This is a genomic window from Streptomyces sp. NPDC001970 (genome assembly GCF_053594115.1).
Map to the genome: position 1 here is coordinate 170,605 of NZ_JBSFDW010000006.1, position 16,080 is coordinate 186,684.

General features: G+C 71.3%; 13 protein-coding genes and 2 pseudogenes. 11 read left to right on the forward strand and 4 right to left on the reverse strand.

Annotated elements, in window-relative coordinates; all coding sequences use genetic code 11:
* The first annotated feature begins 510 nt into the window (after nucleotides 1–510).
* The 8 genes from ACWCP0_RS10510 (at nucleotide 511) to ACWCP0_RS10545 (ending at nucleotide 9,139) form a co-directional block, all read left to right on the forward strand.
* On the forward strand, nucleotides 511–1,029 hold the full coding sequence (locus ACWCP0_RS10510) for a DUF2617 family protein (protein WP_451078455.1): 519 nt from the start codon (nucleotides 511–513) through the stop codon (nucleotides 1,027–1,029).
* Nucleotides 1,030–1,113: 84 nt separating this feature from the next.
* Nucleotides 1,114–2,643 (forward strand): polyamine aminopropyltransferase, encoded by a 1,530-nt coding sequence (locus tag ACWCP0_RS10515; protein ID WP_451078456.1) that lies wholly within the window; start codon nucleotides 1,114–1,116, stop codon nucleotides 2,641–2,643.
* 69 nt (nucleotides 2,644–2,712) lie between these two features.
* The gene (locus ACWCP0_RS10520) at nucleotides 2,713–3,630 is read left to right on the forward strand and encodes an SRPBCC domain-containing protein (protein WP_451078457.1); all 918 of its coding nucleotides are present in this window, start codon (nucleotides 2,713–2,715) and stop codon (nucleotides 3,628–3,630) included.
* A 71-nt stretch (nucleotides 3,631–3,701) separates the two neighbouring features.
* Nucleotides 3,702–4,451 carry an aldose epimerase family protein gene (locus tag ACWCP0_RS10525; protein WP_451078549.1) on the forward strand — a complete coding sequence of 250 codons (750 nt, stop codon included), beginning with the start codon at nucleotides 3,702–3,704 and terminating at the stop codon, nucleotides 4,449–4,451.
* 10 nt (nucleotides 4,452–4,461) lie between these two features.
* A complete protein-coding gene (gene pyrE / locus ACWCP0_RS10530; protein WP_351234842.1) occupies nucleotides 4,462–5,001 on the forward strand; it encodes an orotate phosphoribosyltransferase in 540 nt (179 codons plus the stop codon).
* A 155-nt stretch (nucleotides 5,002–5,156) separates the two neighbouring features.
* Nucleotides 5,157–6,179, forward strand: coding sequence for a class II fructose-bisphosphate aldolase (fbaA, locus tag ACWCP0_RS10535; RefSeq protein WP_451078458.1), 1,023 nt, complete (start codon nucleotides 5,157–5,159; stop codon nucleotides 6,177–6,179).
* 70 nt (nucleotides 6,180–6,249) lie between these two features.
* Nucleotides 6,250–7,401: a MalY/PatB family protein gene (locus ACWCP0_RS10540; RefSeq protein ID WP_451078459.1), complete on the forward strand. Its 1,152-nt coding sequence runs from the start codon at nucleotides 6,250–6,252 to the stop codon at nucleotides 7,399–7,401.
* A 256-nt stretch (nucleotides 7,402–7,657) separates the two neighbouring features.
* A complete protein-coding gene (locus ACWCP0_RS10545) occupies nucleotides 7,658–9,139 on the forward strand; it encodes an MFS transporter (protein WP_451078460.1) in 1,482 nt (493 codons plus the stop codon).
* Nucleotides 9,140–9,206: 67 nt separating this feature from the next.
* Here the strand turns inward: ACWCP0_RS10545 and ACWCP0_RS10550 are convergent, their stop codons facing one another.
* From ACWCP0_RS10550 to ACWCP0_RS10560, 3 genes are all read right to left on the reverse strand, one after another.
* Complete coding sequence (locus tag ACWCP0_RS10550; RefSeq protein ID WP_451078461.1) at nucleotides 9,207–11,441, reverse strand: xanthine dehydrogenase family protein molybdopterin-binding subunit; 2,235 nt, start codon at nucleotides 11,439–11,441, stop codon at nucleotides 9,207–9,209.
* A complete protein-coding gene (locus tag ACWCP0_RS10555) occupies nucleotides 11,438–12,433 on the reverse strand; it encodes an FAD binding domain-containing protein (RefSeq protein WP_451078462.1) in 996 nt (331 codons plus the stop codon). Before ACWCP0_RS10555 ends, ACWCP0_RS10550 begins: the two co-directional genes overlap by 4 nt.
* A 128-nt stretch (nucleotides 12,434–12,561) precedes the next feature.
* Nucleotides 12,562–13,098, reverse strand: coding sequence for a (2Fe-2S)-binding protein (locus ACWCP0_RS10560; RefSeq protein ID WP_451078463.1), 537 nt, complete (start codon nucleotides 13,096–13,098; stop codon nucleotides 12,562–12,564).
* Nucleotides 13,099–13,228: 130 nt separating this feature from the next.
* On the opposite strand from ACWCP0_RS10560, the pseudogene ACWCP0_RS10565 reads away from it, so the two are divergent.
* Nucleotides 13,229–13,477, forward strand: a pseudogene (locus ACWCP0_RS10565) (antibiotic biosynthesis monooxygenase); the annotation flags it as partial.
* 155 nt (nucleotides 13,478–13,632) lie between these two features.
* Nucleotides 13,633–13,746 (forward strand): annotated as a pseudogene (locus ACWCP0_RS10570) (DUF3151 family protein); the annotation flags it as partial.
* Nucleotides 13,747–13,788: 42 nt separating this feature from the next.
* Here ACWCP0_RS10570 and ACWCP0_RS10575 read toward each other — a convergent pair.
* The gene (locus ACWCP0_RS10575; protein ID WP_451078464.1) at nucleotides 13,789–14,208 is read right to left on the reverse strand and encodes a DUF3151 domain-containing protein; all 420 of its coding nucleotides are present in this window, start codon (nucleotides 14,206–14,208) and stop codon (nucleotides 13,789–13,791) included.
* Nucleotides 14,209–14,329: 121 nt separating this feature from the next.
* Between ACWCP0_RS10575 and ACWCP0_RS10580 the strand changes: the two genes are divergently transcribed.
* Complete coding sequence (locus ACWCP0_RS10580) at nucleotides 14,330–15,778, forward strand: recombinase family protein (RefSeq protein WP_451078465.1); 1,449 nt, start codon at nucleotides 14,330–14,332, stop codon at nucleotides 15,776–15,778.
* The last annotated feature ends 302 nt before the right edge of the window (nucleotides 15,779–16,080 follow it).

Consider the following 16,080-nt stretch of genomic DNA (forward strand, 5'->3'; position numbering starts at 1 on the left):
GCCGGAGGCGCTCCCGCCGCGGCAGCTGGTGGGCCGGCGGGGGCAGCGGGGCCGGCGGGGGCAGCGGAGGCAGCGGGGGCGGCTGCGGCGGGGGCTCGTCGTGCGGCTCCTCCTCCTGCGGGGGCGGAGGGGGAGGCTGCGGCGGAGGCAGCTGACACGGGGCAGCTGGTCCGTCGCGCACGGAGGACGCCCGGGTGGGAGAGGAATGTAACTCCCCCCGGGCGTCCTCCTGTTGACGCACGATGCACATATCCGCCGGTCTCCCGCACGGATCGGACGGGTTTTCTGTTGAACAGTTGAACAGCAAGGCCCCCGAGGGGATGGAAACCACGTCAAGTTGGGTAAAAGCGCTGTGAGCGCCGCGCACTTCATGGTTCCCTCGCTGTCGAGAACGTCCAGCCCTCGGACCTTCATCTGGACCCGAGCCGGCGGTCCCACCCCCCTCTGTGCTTCCTCCCGGACGCCCTGGACCGCCCGTCTACCCGTTACGCGTGTTTGCGGAGCCGACCCATGCTCACGACCCTGACAACGTCCTACACCGACACCCGCGCGGCCGATCTGGCCTGGGCGCTGGGTCGGGAGCCGCTGCCCGCCCTCGCTGCGCTGGACCTCGAACTGAGCGGCGCGAAACTGCAGTTGAGACTGCTGGGCGCATCCCACCAGGTGCTGCTCGAGGAGGATCAGGGCGTCTGCTCCGAGACCGTCGCCTGCATTCCCGGCAGCAGCACGCCGCTGCCGCTCGGTGTGGCCAAGCGGATCGGCGTGTGGGAGTACGAGTTCGCGGCGCGCGTCGAGACGTTGTCGAAGGGGTCGTTCGCGGGGCGCGCGCAGGAACTCCTCGCGCTGGTCGCGGACCACCCGAACGGTCTCGCGGGCACCTTTCCCGGCTCGCCGCACGCGTTCACGGCGATGGTGGCGCAGCGTCTCGACGGCCAGGTGCGGTGGCGTACGTGGCATGCGTACCCGCAGGAGGGGCAGCTCGTCGTGACCCGGACGTGCGTGGGCGCGCGAATGCCCGCCGGGCGCTGATTCCACACATCACGGCGGCATTTTGCGGCAGTTGCACTCGTGTGGGTGACGTGATGCGACGGGCGCGTAACGTAGCGTTACGGCATGATCGACCCGTCTGCGTCAACACGGCTCCGGGGCGGCGAGGCGCGACCGCTTCAGGGCGGGGCGCGGCTGCCCGTCCGTCCGGGCGCGGGCCGGTTCCTCGTCCTCCTCGTGGTCTTCGTCTGCGCCGCCTGCGGGTTGGTGTACGAACTCGAACTGGTCGCCCTCGCGTCGTACTTGACCGGTGACCCGGTCACCCAGGCCTCCGTGGTCCTGTCCGTCATGGTCTTCGCGATGGGCCTCGGCTCGCTGCTCGCGAAGCGGTTGCGCTGCCGTGCGGCCGTCGGCTTCGGCCTGGTGGAGGCGGCGCTCGCGCTGATCGGCGGCTGCTCGGTGTTCGTGCTGTACGCGGCGTTCGCGTGGCTCGGTGAGGCGCGGTACGTACTCGTGGGGTTCTCGCTCGCGATCGGGGTGCTGATCGGTGCGGAGATCCCGCTGCTGATGTCGCTGATCCAGCGGGCGTCGCGGCGCGGCGACCGGGAGCCCGACGCGGCGGGCACGGTCGCCGACCTGTTCGCGGCGGACTATGTGGGCGCGCTCGTCGGTGGGCTCGCCTTTCCGTTCCTGCTGCTGCCGTGGCTCGGACAGCTCACGGGCGCGCTGCTGACGGGCGCGGTGAACGCGGTGGCGGGCGGGGCACTCGTGCTGTGGCTGTTCAGGCGTGACCTTTCGGCACGGGGCCGGTGGTGCCTGATCGTCGCGAACGTGACGGTGCTGGCGGTGCTGGCCACGGCGACGGCGCTGGTCGGGGAATTCGAGGCGGCGGCGCGGCGTGCGGTGTACGGGGAGCCGGTGCGGGTGGCCGTGCGGACCGGGATGCAGGAGGTCGTGCTGACCGGGACGCGGCACGGTCCGCCCGGCCTCTTCCTGGACGGGCGTCCGAGGGTGAGCGGCCGCGAGTCGCGGTACCACGGGGCGCTGGTGCACCCCGCGATGCGCGGGCCGCACGCGCGCGTGCTGATCCTCGGCGGCGGTGACGGGCTCGCGGCCCGCGAGGTGCTGCGGCATCCGGGCGTGCGCTCGGTGACCCTCGTCGAGCGGGATCCGGGGATGGTCCGGCTGGCCCGCACGGACCCGGCGCTGGCCGGGCTGAACGGTCATGTGTACCGGGACGCCCGGCTGCACGTGGAGTACGCGGACGCGTTCGCCTGGCTCCGCTCGGCGGCGCACGGCGACTACGACGTGGTCGTCTCGGACCTTCCCGACCCCGGGACGACGCCCAGCGCGAAGCTCTACTCCCAGGAGTTCTACGGCCTCGCGGCGGGGGTTCTGGCGGACGGCGGCCGTATCGCCGTGCACGCGGGAGCGCTTGTGCAGCGGCCGCGCGTCTTCTGGACGGTCGACACCACGGTGCGCGCAGCGGGCCTCGCGACCGTGCCGTACCGGGCGCCGGGTCTGCCGCACCGCGGCTTCGTCCTGGCGGGGAGGGGCACGCCGCCGACGCTGGGGGCGGGCGCGGTGAGCGTGGCGGACCGGCGGCTCCGGGGGCTGCCCGAGTCGACGCTGGTGCGGCCGCGGTACACCGAGTGACGGCGTGAACGGTGCCGGTTCTGCGCAGAACCGCTCCATGCGGGCCGGGGCTGAGTAGGCTCGGCTGTCATGGAGCATGAGGTGTTCGTTCCGGTTCCGGCAGAGACCCTCCGGCAGACGCTGGCCGACCCCGCCCGCGTCGCGCGCTGCGTCCCCGGACTTCAGCAGGACGCCGACGCCTCGGCGGGCCCTCTCGCGGGCCGGCTGAAGATTCGTGTGGCCGGCCACACGATCACCTATCGCGGCGCCCTGCGGATCACCCAGCAGGACGGCGACTTCGCGGTCGAGGGCGAGGGCACCGAGGCCCGCGGCCCGGGCTCCGCCAAGCTCGCCCTGACCCTCCGGCTCACCCCGGCGGAAGGCGGCACCACCCTCACGTTCGGTGGCACGTCCCACGCGGAGGGCCGCCTCGCGGATCTTCCCGCGGACACCACGTCCCAGGCGGCGACCCGCCTCCTGGACCGTTTCGCGTCGTCGCTGGCGACGGCGGCGGCAGCAGCGGTGGCAGAGGCGGCGACACCGGCGAACGACGAGGTGGTCTCGGCCGACGCGGATGAGGCGTCCGCCCGCGAGGGCGCCAAGGGCGTCGAGGGCGTCGAGGAGCCCGAGGCCGTCGCGGAAGCCGAAGCTGTCGAGGACGTCGAGGACGTCGAAGGTGCCGGCGGTGTCGAAGGCGCCGAGACGGAGGAGACCGACTCCGCGTCCGTGTTCGAGGTCGACGTGCCGCCCTCCGCCCTGGACCCGATGGCCCAGGAGGAGTTCGGCGACGGCGACGAGCCACCGGCGGAGGCCGCCCATGCGCGGCGGACCATGATCGGGCGCAGTGCGGAGGAGGTGGACCATGCCCCGCCGCGCGGGCGGTACGCACCCGTCCCCGCGCCGCAGCCCGCCTCCGCGGGAGGCACCCTGCGCTGGCTCGCGCCCGCCGCCGCCATCGCCCTCGCATCCGCCGTCGTGGTGAGCCGGGCACTGCGGCGCCGCAGATAGGGCCCCAGTAGTGTCGGGGTGTGAGTAGCGAAGAGAGCGTCCGGCTCACTGCCGGCGACGTCGAGCTGACCATGGCCCCTGCGAACGGCTGCCGGATCGGCAGCCTGCGGGTCGGAGGGACCGAACTGCTGCGCCAGGGCGAGCGGTACGGCTGCTTCCCCATGGTCCCCTGGTGCGGCAGGACCGAGAACGGCCGGTTCATCAACGGCGGCGTACCGCACCAGCTGCCCGTCAACGCCCCGCCCCACGCCATCCACGGCACCGGCCGCGACACCGCCTGGCGCACCGCCCGCACCGGCCCGGCGTCCGCCGTGTTCACCTACGGGCTCGGCGACCCCTGGCCGTACAGCGGAGTGGTCACCCAGACGGTGGAGCTGACCGAGGACTCGCTCACCCTTCAGCTCGGCATCGAGACGTACGACGTGTCGTTCCCGGCCCAGGCCGGCTGGCACCCCTGGTTCCTGCGCAACGCCTTCCCCGGCGGCAAGGACGTCCAGATCGCGTTCACCGCCGACTGGCAGGAGGAGCGCGGCGCTGACCACCTCCCCACCGGCCGCCGTATCGGGCCCACCCCCGGACCCTGGGACGACTGCTTCGGCATGCCCGACGGCGTCGATGTCACCCTCACCTGGCCGGAGTGCCTGGAGCTCACCGTGAAGAGCCGCGCCGAGTGGGTCGTGATCTACGACGAGGAGGCGGAGGCGGTGTGCGTCGAGCCGCAGTCCGGCCCGCCGAACGGCCTCAACACCCACCCGCGCCTGGTCACCCCCATCGATCCCCTCGAAGTCGCCACGACCTGGACGTGGCGCCGCCTGGCCTAAGCTCATGGCCATGACTGACGTACGCGCTGAGCTGCTCCAGCAGATCAAGGACAAGGCCGTGGTGCACGGCAAGGTGACCCTCTCGTCGGGGCTCGAGGCCGACTGGTACATCGACCTGCGCCGGATCACGCTGGATGGCCAGGCGGCGCCGATGGTCGGCCAGGTGATGCTCGACGCCACCGCCGAGCTGGACTACGACTGCGTGGGCGGTCTGACGCTCGGTGCCGACCCGGTCGCCACGTCGATGCTCCATGCTGCAGCGGCTCGCGGGCAGCGTCTTGACGCGTACGTCGTCCGTAAGGCGGGCAAGGCGCACGGTATGCAGCGCCGCATCGAGGGCACGGACGTAAAGGGCCGTCGCTGCCTGGTCGTCGAAGACGTCTCCACCACCGGTGGCTCCCCGCTGACCGCCGTCGAGGCGGTTCGGGAGGCCGGCGGCGAGGTCGTCGCGGTCGCTGTGATCGTGGAGCGGGGCGCCGCACCCAAGATCGCGGAGGCGGGACTCCCGTACGTCAACGCGTACTCGCTGGAAGACCTCGGTCTCGCCTGACCTGCGGTTTCGCCGAGGGGTGGGAGTTTCACGTGAAACGTCCCGCCCCTTGGCCCCGGAGCCCCGGTCGGCTTCTGGAAAGATAGGTGCGACGATGTCGTCGCCCCCAGGTCAGGGCCAAGCAACGCAAACCGCACATCACAAGGAGCGGACAGATGCCCATCGCAACCCCCGAGGTCTACGCCGAGATGCTCGACCGGGCGAAGGCAGGCAAGTTCGCCTACCCGGCCATCAACGTCACCTCGTCCCAGACCCTGCACGCTGCGCTGCGCGGCTTCGCGGAGGCCGAGAGCGACGGCATCATCCAGATCTCCACCGGTGGTGCGGAGTTCCTGGGCGGCCAGCACAGCAAGGACATGGTGACCGGCGCGGTCGCGCTCGCCGAGTTCGCCCACATCGTCGCCGCCAAGTACGACGTCACCGTCGCGCTGCACACGGACCACTGCCCCAAGGACAAGCTGGACGGCTACGTACGTCCGCTGCTCGCGATCTCCGCCGAGCGCGTCGCCAACGGCCAGAACCCGCTGTTCCAGTCCCACATGTGGGACGGCTCCGCCGAGACCCTCGCCGACAACCTGGCCATCGGCCAGGAGCTGCTGGCCCAGGCCGCCGCCGCCAAGATCATCCTTGAGGTCGAGATCACCCCGACCGGCGGCGAGGAGGACGGCGTCACGCACGAGATCAACGACGAGCTGTACACCACCGTCGAGGACGCCATCCGCACCGCCGAGGCGCTCGGCCTGGGCGAGAAGGGCCGCTATCTGCTGGCCGCGTCCTTCGGCAACGTCCACGGTGTGTACAAGCCGGGCAACGTCGTGCTCCGACCCGAGCTGCTGAAGGACCTGCAGGCCGGCGTCGCCGCGAAGTTCGGCAAGGCCGACCCGTTCGACTTCGTCTTCCACGGCGGCTCGGGCTCCACCGCCGAGGAGATCGCCACCGCGCTGGAGAACGGCGTCGTGAAGATGAACCTCGACACCGACACGCAGTACGCCTTCACCCGCCCCGTCGCGGACCACATGTTCAAGAACTACGACGGTGTGCTGAAGGTCGACGGTGAGGTCGGCTCCAAGAAGACGTACGACCCGCGCAGCTGGGGCAAGGCGGCCGAGGCCGGCATGGCCAAGCGTGTGGGCGAGGCGTGCGCCTCGCTGCGCTCGGCCGGCACCAAGCTCAAGTAAGCGTTGAACGTCCGACGGGCCCGGCACCCACTCGGTGCCGGGCCCTCGGCATGTCATCCGGAGGGTCATCGTGGAGTACGACTTCGACGCCGCCGTCGACCGGCGCGGTACGGCGAGTGTGCAGTGGGACGGTGTCGCCGACCGCTTCGGGGTGGACGGACTGCTGCCGTTCACCATCTCCGACATGGACTTCCCGTCGCCGCCGCAGGTGCTCGACGCCCTGCGGGAGCGGCTTGCGCACGGGGTGTTCGGCTACACCGACTGGCGGCTCGGCGACTTCCGCGCGGCGATATGCGAGTGGTACGCGACGCGGTACGGGACGGAGCTCGACCCGGAGCGGATCGTGTACGGGCCGTCCGTGCTCAATCAGCTGTCGCAGCTGCTGCGGATGTGGACGGAGCCCGGCGACGGCGTGGTCGTCCACACGCCCACGTACGACGGCTTCCGCAAGGCGGTCGACGGGCTCGGTCGCGAGCTGCGCGGGGTGCCGGTCGGCGACGTCGCAGGTCTTGAGCGGGAGCTGGCCCGGGGCGACAGCCGCGTCCTGCTGCTGTGCTCGCCGCACAACCCGACGGGGCGGGTGTGGACGGAGGCGGAGCTGCGCGAGATGGCACGGCTCGCGGAGACGTACGACGTCGCCGTGATCAGCGACGAGATCCACGCGGACTTCGTGCACGAGGGGTACCGGCATCTGCCGTGGACGCGGTTCGCGGGGGAGCGCGGTCGGTGGGCGGTGATCACGTCCGGGTCGAAGTCCTTCAACTTCCCCGCACTGACGGGTTCGTACGGGATCGTCGGCGATCCGGGGGAGCGCGCGGCGTTCGTCCGGCGGATGGAGACGGGTGAGGGCCTCGCCTCGCCCGCGGCGCTCTCGCTGACCGCGCACGTCGCCGCGTACCGGCGGGCGGGGGAGTGGCTGGATGCGCTGCGGTCGTACATCGCCGGCAATCTGACGATGATCGCGGACCGGCTGAACGGGGCGTTCCCCGAGCTCGGCTGGACTCCGCCGCAGGCCGGGTACCTCGCGTGGATCGACCTGCGGGCGCTCGGTGTGCCCGACGAGGCGCTGCAACGCGAGCTGATCGAACGCGAGAAGGTCGCCATCATGCCGGGCGGGGTGTACGGCGCGCCCGGCTTCGTCCGCCTCAACGCCGGCTGCCCACAGGCGAAGGCGGAGGCGGGGACGGATGCGCTGGTCCGGGCACTGTCGCGGTTGGTGTGACGCCTCTCCACCCCGCCCCTTCCCGGCCTGGGGGAGCCCCCGGGCCGCCCCCGGTTCGTGACCGGTGCCGTCCGGTGAGCCCGGGTGCCCGTCATCGAACGCCGGACGGGCCGGAACGGAACCCATGCCCGGCAAGGTGTAGGGGGCCGGGAAGGGGCGCGCAGGGGCGGGGCCGGGGAAGGGGCGCGGAGGGGCGGAGCCCGCCGCAGCGCCCCGCGCGATGGCCGCGGGCGGCAGCAGCGGGGATGATCGGCGTATGGACATCAGGCTGGCGTCGGCAACCGGTCGGTGGGTGGTCCTGACGACCGTCCTGGGGTCCACCATGGCCCTGCTCGACTCCACCGTCGTGAACATCGCACTGCCGCACATCGGCGACGATCTCGGCGCCGACCTGGCCGAACTGCAGTGGATCATCAACGCGTACCTGCTCACCCTCGCCGGGCTGATCCTGCTCGGCGGGGCGCTCGGCGACCGGTACGGGCGGCGTCGGGTGTTCGTCATCGGGGTCGTGTGGTTCGCGCTCGCCTCGCTGGCCTGCGGGCTGGCGCCCAACGCACCCGTACTGATCATCGCCCGGGCCCTTCAGGGCGTCGGCGGGGCGCTGCTCGCGCCGGGATCGCTGGCGATCATCCAGGCGAGCTTCCACCCGGACGACCGGCCGCGGGCCGTGGGCCTCTGGTCCGGGTTCGGCGGGGTGGGCGCGGCCGTGGGGCCGTTCGTCGGCGGGTGGCTGGTCGACGGGCCCGGCTGGCGGTGGGTGTTCCTGCTGAACGTGCCGCTGGCCGCGCTGTGCGTACCGATCGCGCTGCGGCACGTACCCGAGACGCGGGATCCGGCCGCGCACGGCCGGTTCGACGTGCTGGGCGCGGTGCTCGGCGCGCTGGGCCTCGGGCTCGTGACGTACGGGCTCATCGACAAGTCGTGGTGGGCCGGCGCGGCCGGTGTGCTCGTGGGCGCCGCGTTCGTGGTCGTCGAGCGGCGCAGGTCCCACCCCATGCTGCCGCCCTCGATCTTCGCCTCGCGGCAGTTCACCGCGGTGAACGTGGTGACGGTGTGCGTGTACGCCGCGTTCAGCGGGTTCTTCTTCCTCGCCGCGCTTCAGCTCCAGGTCGTCTCGGGCTATACGGCCCTCGCCGCCGGTACCGCCCTGCTGCCCACCACCGTGCTGATGCTCCTGTTCTCCGCCCGCTCGGGGGAGCTCGCGGAGAAGATCGGCCCCCGCATTCCCCTCACCGTCGGCCCGCTGCTCTGTGCCGCCGGCATGCTGCTGATGCTGCGCGTCGGCGCGGACGCCTCGTACGTCGCCGACGTGCTGCCCGCGACGGCGGTGCTCGGGCTCGGCATGGTGACGCTGGTCGCCCCGCTGACCGCCACCGTCCTGGCGTCCGTCGACACCGCGCGGGCGGGCATCGCGAGCGGGGTCAACAACGCGGCCGCCCGCGCGGCGGGCCTCCTCGCGGTGGCCGCGCTGCCGCTGCTGGCCGGAATGGGGCCGGAGGCGTACCGGGTGCCGGAGGAGTTCGCGGCGACCTTCCGGCGGGCGATGCCGATGTGCGCGGGCGCGCTCGTGCTGGGCGCGGTGATCGCCTGGGCGACGGTACGGCGGCCGTCGCCGACTTGCGCCCGATCCGAGTGCAGGGTGCAGTGCGGGGTCGGCGCGCCCGCCCTGGAACACCTTGCGCGGCCGGCCCCCGCGCAGGACGGCGGCCACGACCGGCGGGGCGAGGCCACCGGATGAGGTCGGAGCCTGCCCCTGCTCAGGGTCCTGGCTCGTTCCTGCGCTCAGTGTCCTGGCCCGGTTCTGCTCAGAGCATGTCCTCGATCGTGATCGGCAGTTTGCGGATCCTGCGACCGGTGGCGTTGTGGACCGCGTTGGCGATGGCGGCCGCGACGCCGACCTGACCGATCTCGCCGACGCCCTTCACCCCGAGCGGGTTGACCACCGCGTCCTCGACCTCGATGAGTTCGACGTCCACGTCGGGGGCGTCGGCGTTGACCGCGACAAGGTATTCGCCGAGGCTCGAGTTGGCCCAGCGCCCCGTCCCCGGCTGCATGTAGTTGGCCTCCAGAAGTGCCTGCCCCAGACCCCAGAGCATGCCGCCCATGAGCTGGCTGCGGGCCGTCTTGGGGTTGAGCACCCGGCCGGGGGCGAAGGCGCCCGTCATCCTCCGCACCCGGACCAGTCCGAGTTCCGGGTCCACGGCCACCTCGGCGAACTGCGCGCCGAACGTGAGCATGCCGTACTCCGCGTCCCGGCCGGGCGGGCTCCAGGAGCCGGTGGCCTCCGCGTCCGGCTGGAAGCTTCGCTGCAGAAGCGCCGCGTACGACTCGCTCGACGTCCCCGCGGTCATGACGCCGTCCTGGACGACGACATCGACCGGAGCCGCGCCGTGCAGCGGCGATCCCGGATCGCCCACGGCCCGGGCGATCATCTGGTTGCGCAGGGCGGTGGCCGCGCTGTGCACCGCTGCACTGATCATCCCGCTGCCGGAGGAGCCGACGGCGGCGGCGATGCTGGGCAGGTCGGAGTCGCCGTTCTCGAAGCGGCAGCGGTCGAAGGCCATGCCGAGGCCGTCGGCGGCGACCTGGGCCATGACGGTGGCCACGCCGGTGCCGAAGTCGGGGGTCGCCGCCTGGACGACGGCCGTGCCGTCGGCGTAGAGGCGGGCGCGGGCGCGCTGCGGGTTGGCGGGCGGGGTGACCGGGTATCCGGCCGTCGCCGTGCCGGTGCCGATCAGCCAGTTCCCGTCGCGCCGGGAGCCGGGCTCCACGGTGCGCCGGTCCCAGCCGAAGCGTGCGGCGCCGCGCTCGAAACACTCCCTGAGGCCGGTGCTGGACCAGGGATTGCCCGTGTTGGGGTCCCGGTCGCTGACGTTGCGCAGGCGCAGCTCGATCGGGTCCAGGCCGATTTCCGACGCGAGTTCGTCCATGGTGCACTCGAGGGCGAACATCCCGGACGCCTCGCCGGGCGCGCGCATGAAGGTGGGCGTCATGGTGTTGCCGCGGATCAGCCGGTAGACGCCCTCGTAGGCGGGAGCGGCGTAGATCTGCGAGGAGAGACCCATCGACGGCTCCGCCCAGTCGTCGAAGTGCGAGCCGACCGAGATCTTGTGGTGGCGAATCGCGGTCAGCCGGCCCTCGCGCGTGGCGCCGACGGTGAGGTGCTGCTCCTGCTCCTCCCGGTGACCGACCGAGGTGAACATCTGCTCACGCGTGAGGGCGAGCTTGACGGGACGGCCGACGTCGCGCGCGGCCATCGCGGCCAGCGCCGCATGGTTGTGGATCATGGCTTTGCAGCCGAAGCTGCCGCCGACGAAGTGACTGATGACGCGGATCTTCGCCAGCGGGATGCCGAGCAACTGGGCGACGGTGATCTGGGTGGCGTTGACACCCTGGGTCGCGTCGTACAGCACCAGCTCGTCACCCTGCCATTCGGCGGTGGTGGTCGAGGGCTCGATCGGGTTGTGGTTGTTCGCGGCGTACGTGTACGTGGCCTCCACCCGCACGTCGGCCCGGGCGAGCCCCGCTTCGGCGTCCCCGCGCTCGATACGGCCGGGCAGGAACCCGCCGAAGATCCTCTCGGGTTCGTACGCCTGGTTGCGGCCTTGGTCGATCGTGGTGATCGACGGAGTCTCCTCGTAGGTGATCCGCACCAGGCTCGCCGCGTGCTGGGCGCGCTCGTAGGTGTCGGCGACGACGAGAGCGACCTGCTGGCCCGCGTAGTGGACGACGTCGTCCTGCATGGGGAAGAACGTCTGGCCGGGCGCGGCCGTGCCGGCGAGCGAGGGGATGAGCGGCGGCTGGGCGGCGATCTTCGGCAGGTTCTCGTGGGTCAGCACGGCGAGCACGCCGTCCTCGGCCAGGGCGGCGCTCGTGTCGACGGCGGTGATACGGCCGCTGGGGACGCGGGCTCCGACGATGTACGCGTACGTCAGGCCCGGGATCGGGACATCGGCGGAATAGCGTGCCGCACCCGTCACCTTGGGGCGGCCGTCGACGCGGTCGAGGGCCTGTCCGATGGCCGGGGTTGCCGTGGTCATGCTGGGCTCCCGTTCCCCGCGAGGGTTTCGAGGGCGCGTACGATCGCGCGCTGGGCGAGTTCGACCTTGAAGGCGTTCATCGCGGTGGGCCTCGCGTCGGCGAGCTCCACCCGAGCGGCCTGCACGAAGTTCACCCGCTCCGCGACCGCCCCGATCAGGAAGTCCTCCGCGCGCCGGGCACGCCAGGGCTTGGTGGCCACACCGCCGAGGGCCATCCGTACGTCCGCCACGGTGTCGTCCACGAGCGACAGCGCCACGGCCACGGAGGCCAGGGCGAACTCGTAGGACTCCCGGTCGCGGACCTTCAGATACAGGGACGTGCGGGCGACCGGCGCGGCCGGCACCTCGATGGCGGTGATCAGCTCACCGTGCGCCATGGGGTGCTCGCGGTGCGGGGTGTCGCCGGGCAGCAGGAAGAAATCGTCGATGGCGTAGGCGCGCTCGCCGTCGGCCCCCTGCGTGAGCACCTTGGCGTCGAGGGCCATGAGGGCCACGGCCACGTCGGAGGGGTGCGTTGCGATGCAGTGGTCGCTGGTGCCCAGCACCGCGTGCCCGCGGCTGAAGCCCTCGATCGCGGAGCAGCCGGTGCCCGGGTCCCGCTTGTTGCAGGCTGATTCGGCGTCGCGGAAGTACGAGCAGCGCACGCGCTGGAGCAGATTGCCCCCCAAGGAGGCCATGTGGCGAAGCTGCGCCGAGGCGCCGAGCTCCAGTGCCTGGGCGATGACCGGGAAGCGGTCCCGGACGACGGGTGCCGCGGCGACGTCGCTCATCCTGGCCAGGGAACCGATGCGCAGGCCCCCCTCGGGGGTGGCCTCGATCCCGGTGAGGGGAAGGTCGTTGATGTCGACCAGACGGCGGGGGGTGAGGACGTTCTGGCGGAGCAGGTCGACCTCGGTGGTGCCGCCGGCGAGGAAGTCGCTGGTGGGGTCGGAGCTGACGGCGGCGATCGCGCTGGCCGTGTCAGGGGCGCGGGAGTAGGTGATGGGCCGCACGGCGGGCTCCCTGCACTCGGGTCGGTCACATGTCGGGGTCGGTCGCGCTCTGCTCGACCGGTGTGCTTGTGGGTCGGTGTGCTGGTCGGTCGGGGTGCGTGCGCGCTGGTCCGGGCCGGACCGGAGGTCTAGTCGGCTCGGTCCGCCCCGTCACGGACTGCGCGAATGGCGGCCCGGATGTGCGGGTACGCGGCGCAGCGGCAGATGTTGCCGCTCATCCACTCCTTGATCTCGGCGTCGTCGCTCGCGTGCCCCTCCTTGAGGAGCGCCACGGCCGACATGATCTGGCCGGGTGTGCAGAAGCCGCACTGGAACGCGTCCTCCGCGATGAACGCCTGCTGCATGTCGTGCAGTTCGTTCTTCTCCGCAAGCCCCTCGATGGTGGTGATCTCACGGCCCTCGCAGGTCATCGCGAGAGTGAGGCAGGCCAGCACGCGCCGCCCGTCCACCCACACCGTGCAGGCGCCGCACGTGCCCTGGTCGCAGCCCTTCTTCGCCCCGGTCATGTACAGGCGCTCGCGCAGGGCGTCGAGCAGGCTCACACGTGGCTCGATCTCCATCGTGCGCTCGGCGCCGTTGACCCTCAGGGTGACCTCGACCGGGCCGGGTCCCCGCTCCTCGAGCGTGCGACCACGTTCGGTGATGGCCGAGCGACGTGCAGGCATGAGCTCCTCCTGGGCGCTTTTCCCCCCAATGCTCATACAGCGACAAATTGCCCGCAACTGGACGTCCGGGACGCTACTGGATGTCCGGTACGGGTCGGGCGCCACGGGGGTGCGGGAAGGCGGAATGACCATGCGAGACGGCGGAGTTGGCGCGCGAAGGCCGGTCACCGTGGTTTTCACCCGGGACGTCGCCGAGGGCAAGGAGGCCGGGTTCGAGCAGTGGGCGCACGGGCTCCAGCACACGGCGGCAGGCTTCCCCGGCAACGAGGGAGTGACATGGCTGCGGCCCGAAGGGGACAGGGCCCGGCTTTACCACGCGGTCGTCAGGTGGGCCAACCCCGACTCCCTCGACCACTGGATGACATCCGCGGACCGGGCCACCTGGCACGACAGGGTGCTGCCGCCGGCACGCACCGCGCGTCCGGAGCTGACCACCACCGGTCTGGAGGCCTGGTTCGACGTCCCGCACACCGCGGCGGTGCCGCCGGCCCGCTGGAAGATGACCCTGGTGACGATCGTCGCCGTCCACCCGTTCGCGCTGCTGTTCAGCGCCGTCTTCGCGCGCTGCGCCGCAGCGGCTGGAAGGGCCACGGCCCGGTGCCGTGGGAGGATGGTCCTACAAGTAATCGTGCACTCTGTGCCGCCGTCTCCTGCTGAGTGACGGCGGCACAGTCAACTCCGCCGCGGTGACTACCGCTTCAGCTCGGCGTACGCCTCGGCGCTGCTGTCCTGAAGGAACTGCCAGCAACGCTCCGTCTCGTCCTTCTCGTTGATCTTGCCGGCGGCACGAGCGAGGGCGGCGAGGCAGCGCAGGAACCCGCGATTGGCTCGGTGGTCCCAAGGGATGGGGCCATGTCCTTTCCACCCGGCCTGGCGGAGCGCGTCCAGACCGCGGTGGTAGCCGGTGCGCGCGTACGCGTACGACTCGACCACTCGCCCCGCCTCGAAGGCGTCGTCGGCGAGCATGGCCCAGGCGAGCGAGAACGTGGGGTGCTTCGCAGCGACCTCGGCCGGAGGCTGGGACTCCTCGCCCAGCAGGCGGTACGCCTCTTCGTTCTCCGGGAGGTACGTCGGCTCCGGGCCGCCGAGCAGGTTCTTGTGAGTCGTCATGGATGCAGTCTGCCACTTGCGGCCAGGTGTTCGGGATGCCCGCGAGAAAATAGGCCGTAGTCCAGGTAGAGATGAGAACAGCGGTTGATGTACCCGATTGCGATATGCGACGATCCGGCGCATGGCGGCACGACGGGGGTCCTCCGGGGCCATACAGGTGGGCATCTACACCCGGATCAGCAAGGACGACGAGGCAGAGGGATTGGGCGTCGCTCGGCAGGAGGAGGACTGCCGACTGCACTGTGCTGCCCGAGGGTGGGAGGTCGCCAAGGTCTACGAGGACAACGACCTCTCGGCGTACAAGCGCAAGACCGTGCGCCCGGAGTTCCGTCAGATGTTGGAGGACCTCAAGGCCGGGCGGATCGACGGAGTCGTCGCCTGGGATATCGACCGCTTCACGCGCCAGCCACGTGAACTGGAGGCGTGGATCGACGAGTACGAGGACGCCGAGCGCCGCAAGCGGCGCCTCGTCTTCGACTCCGTATCGGCGTCGGACATCGACCTGTCCACGGAGAACGGTCGGTTCATTGCGCGGATCAAGGTCACCATCGCCAACAAGTCCTCGGCGGACACCTCTCGGCGTACGAAGCGCAAGCACCTGGAACTCGCGACGCAGGGCAAGCTCCCTGGTGGCCGGGCGCCGTACGGCTGGAGCCGCGAGGACCGCAGGACGCTGGTGCCGGAAGAGGCGGAGAACCTCCGCAAGGCCGTGAAGGACTTCCTGGGCGGCATCCGCTGGGCGTCGATCGCGCGCGCGTGGCGGGACAAGGGGGTCAGGTCGCACAGCGGCGGCTACTTCGACGACTCCAAGATCAAGCGGATGCTGATGAACCCGCGGATCTGCGGCTACCGGATGCACCAGGGTGAGTTGTTCCTGGACGAGCGTGGTGAGCCAGTCGTCGGCGACTGGGAGCCGATCATCACCCCCGATGACTGGTACCTGCTCACGGAGAAGGTTCGGCGGGAGTCGGAGGGACGAGCCACACGAGACAACGCCACCAAGTACCTGCTCTCCGGCATAGCCCGGTGCGGGCGGTGCGGTGCGAAGATGCGGGCCTTCCCGTCGTACCGGAAGTCGAAGACGTCATCGCAGTTCAAGTACGCGTGCCCCGGCAAGAACGACGGGGGATGCGGGGGAGTGGCCAGGGCGGGCGAACCGGTGGACCGCCTCATGAGGAACGCCGTGTTCCTCAGCTCGGACAAGGCGCTCGCGAATGTCCGTGAGCGTGCGCCGGAATGGACCAAGGAGGAGCAACTGGCCTCCCTTGAACGGGATATGGTCGAGTTCAAGCAGGCGTGGAAGGAGAAGCGCATGTCGGCCGCTCGCTACATCGCGCTCACCGAGGACCTGGAGAAGCAGATCGCGGAGCTGCACCGGGAGCGGGCCCTGCACCGAGCCGAGGCCGCGACCTTCGCGGCCGGCCCCATCGACATACGGGAGCGGTGGGAGAAGCTGACGATCGAGCAGCAGCGCGCCGCTGTCCTCAAGGTCTTCCGCGCGGTCATCATCAAGCCCGCGTCCAACGGGCCGATCTTCGACCCGGCGGACATCGAGCCGGTGCTCAGGTGACAAACGGAAGCCGGGCCCCCGTTGCGGCTGGGGACTCGGCTTCGTTCGTTCACGACCGGTCCATGCCGAAGATGCGGAGCAGGTCTTCGACCCACTCCTCGTCCCGGTCAGGGAGCTGAGCCTCTACTCGGCGCAGCCACTCGTCCTCAGTCAAAGAGCCCGACCTCCCTCGCCGCGCCACCGTGGCCGCCGGATGGGCGGAAACACGGCGGTGGGACACGGTGAGGGAGGCGTGGGAGGCCGGCGTCCGTGTGCGGGGTCGGTGCGGAGGCAGGGGGTATTGCGGGTTGGCGCAAGGGGTG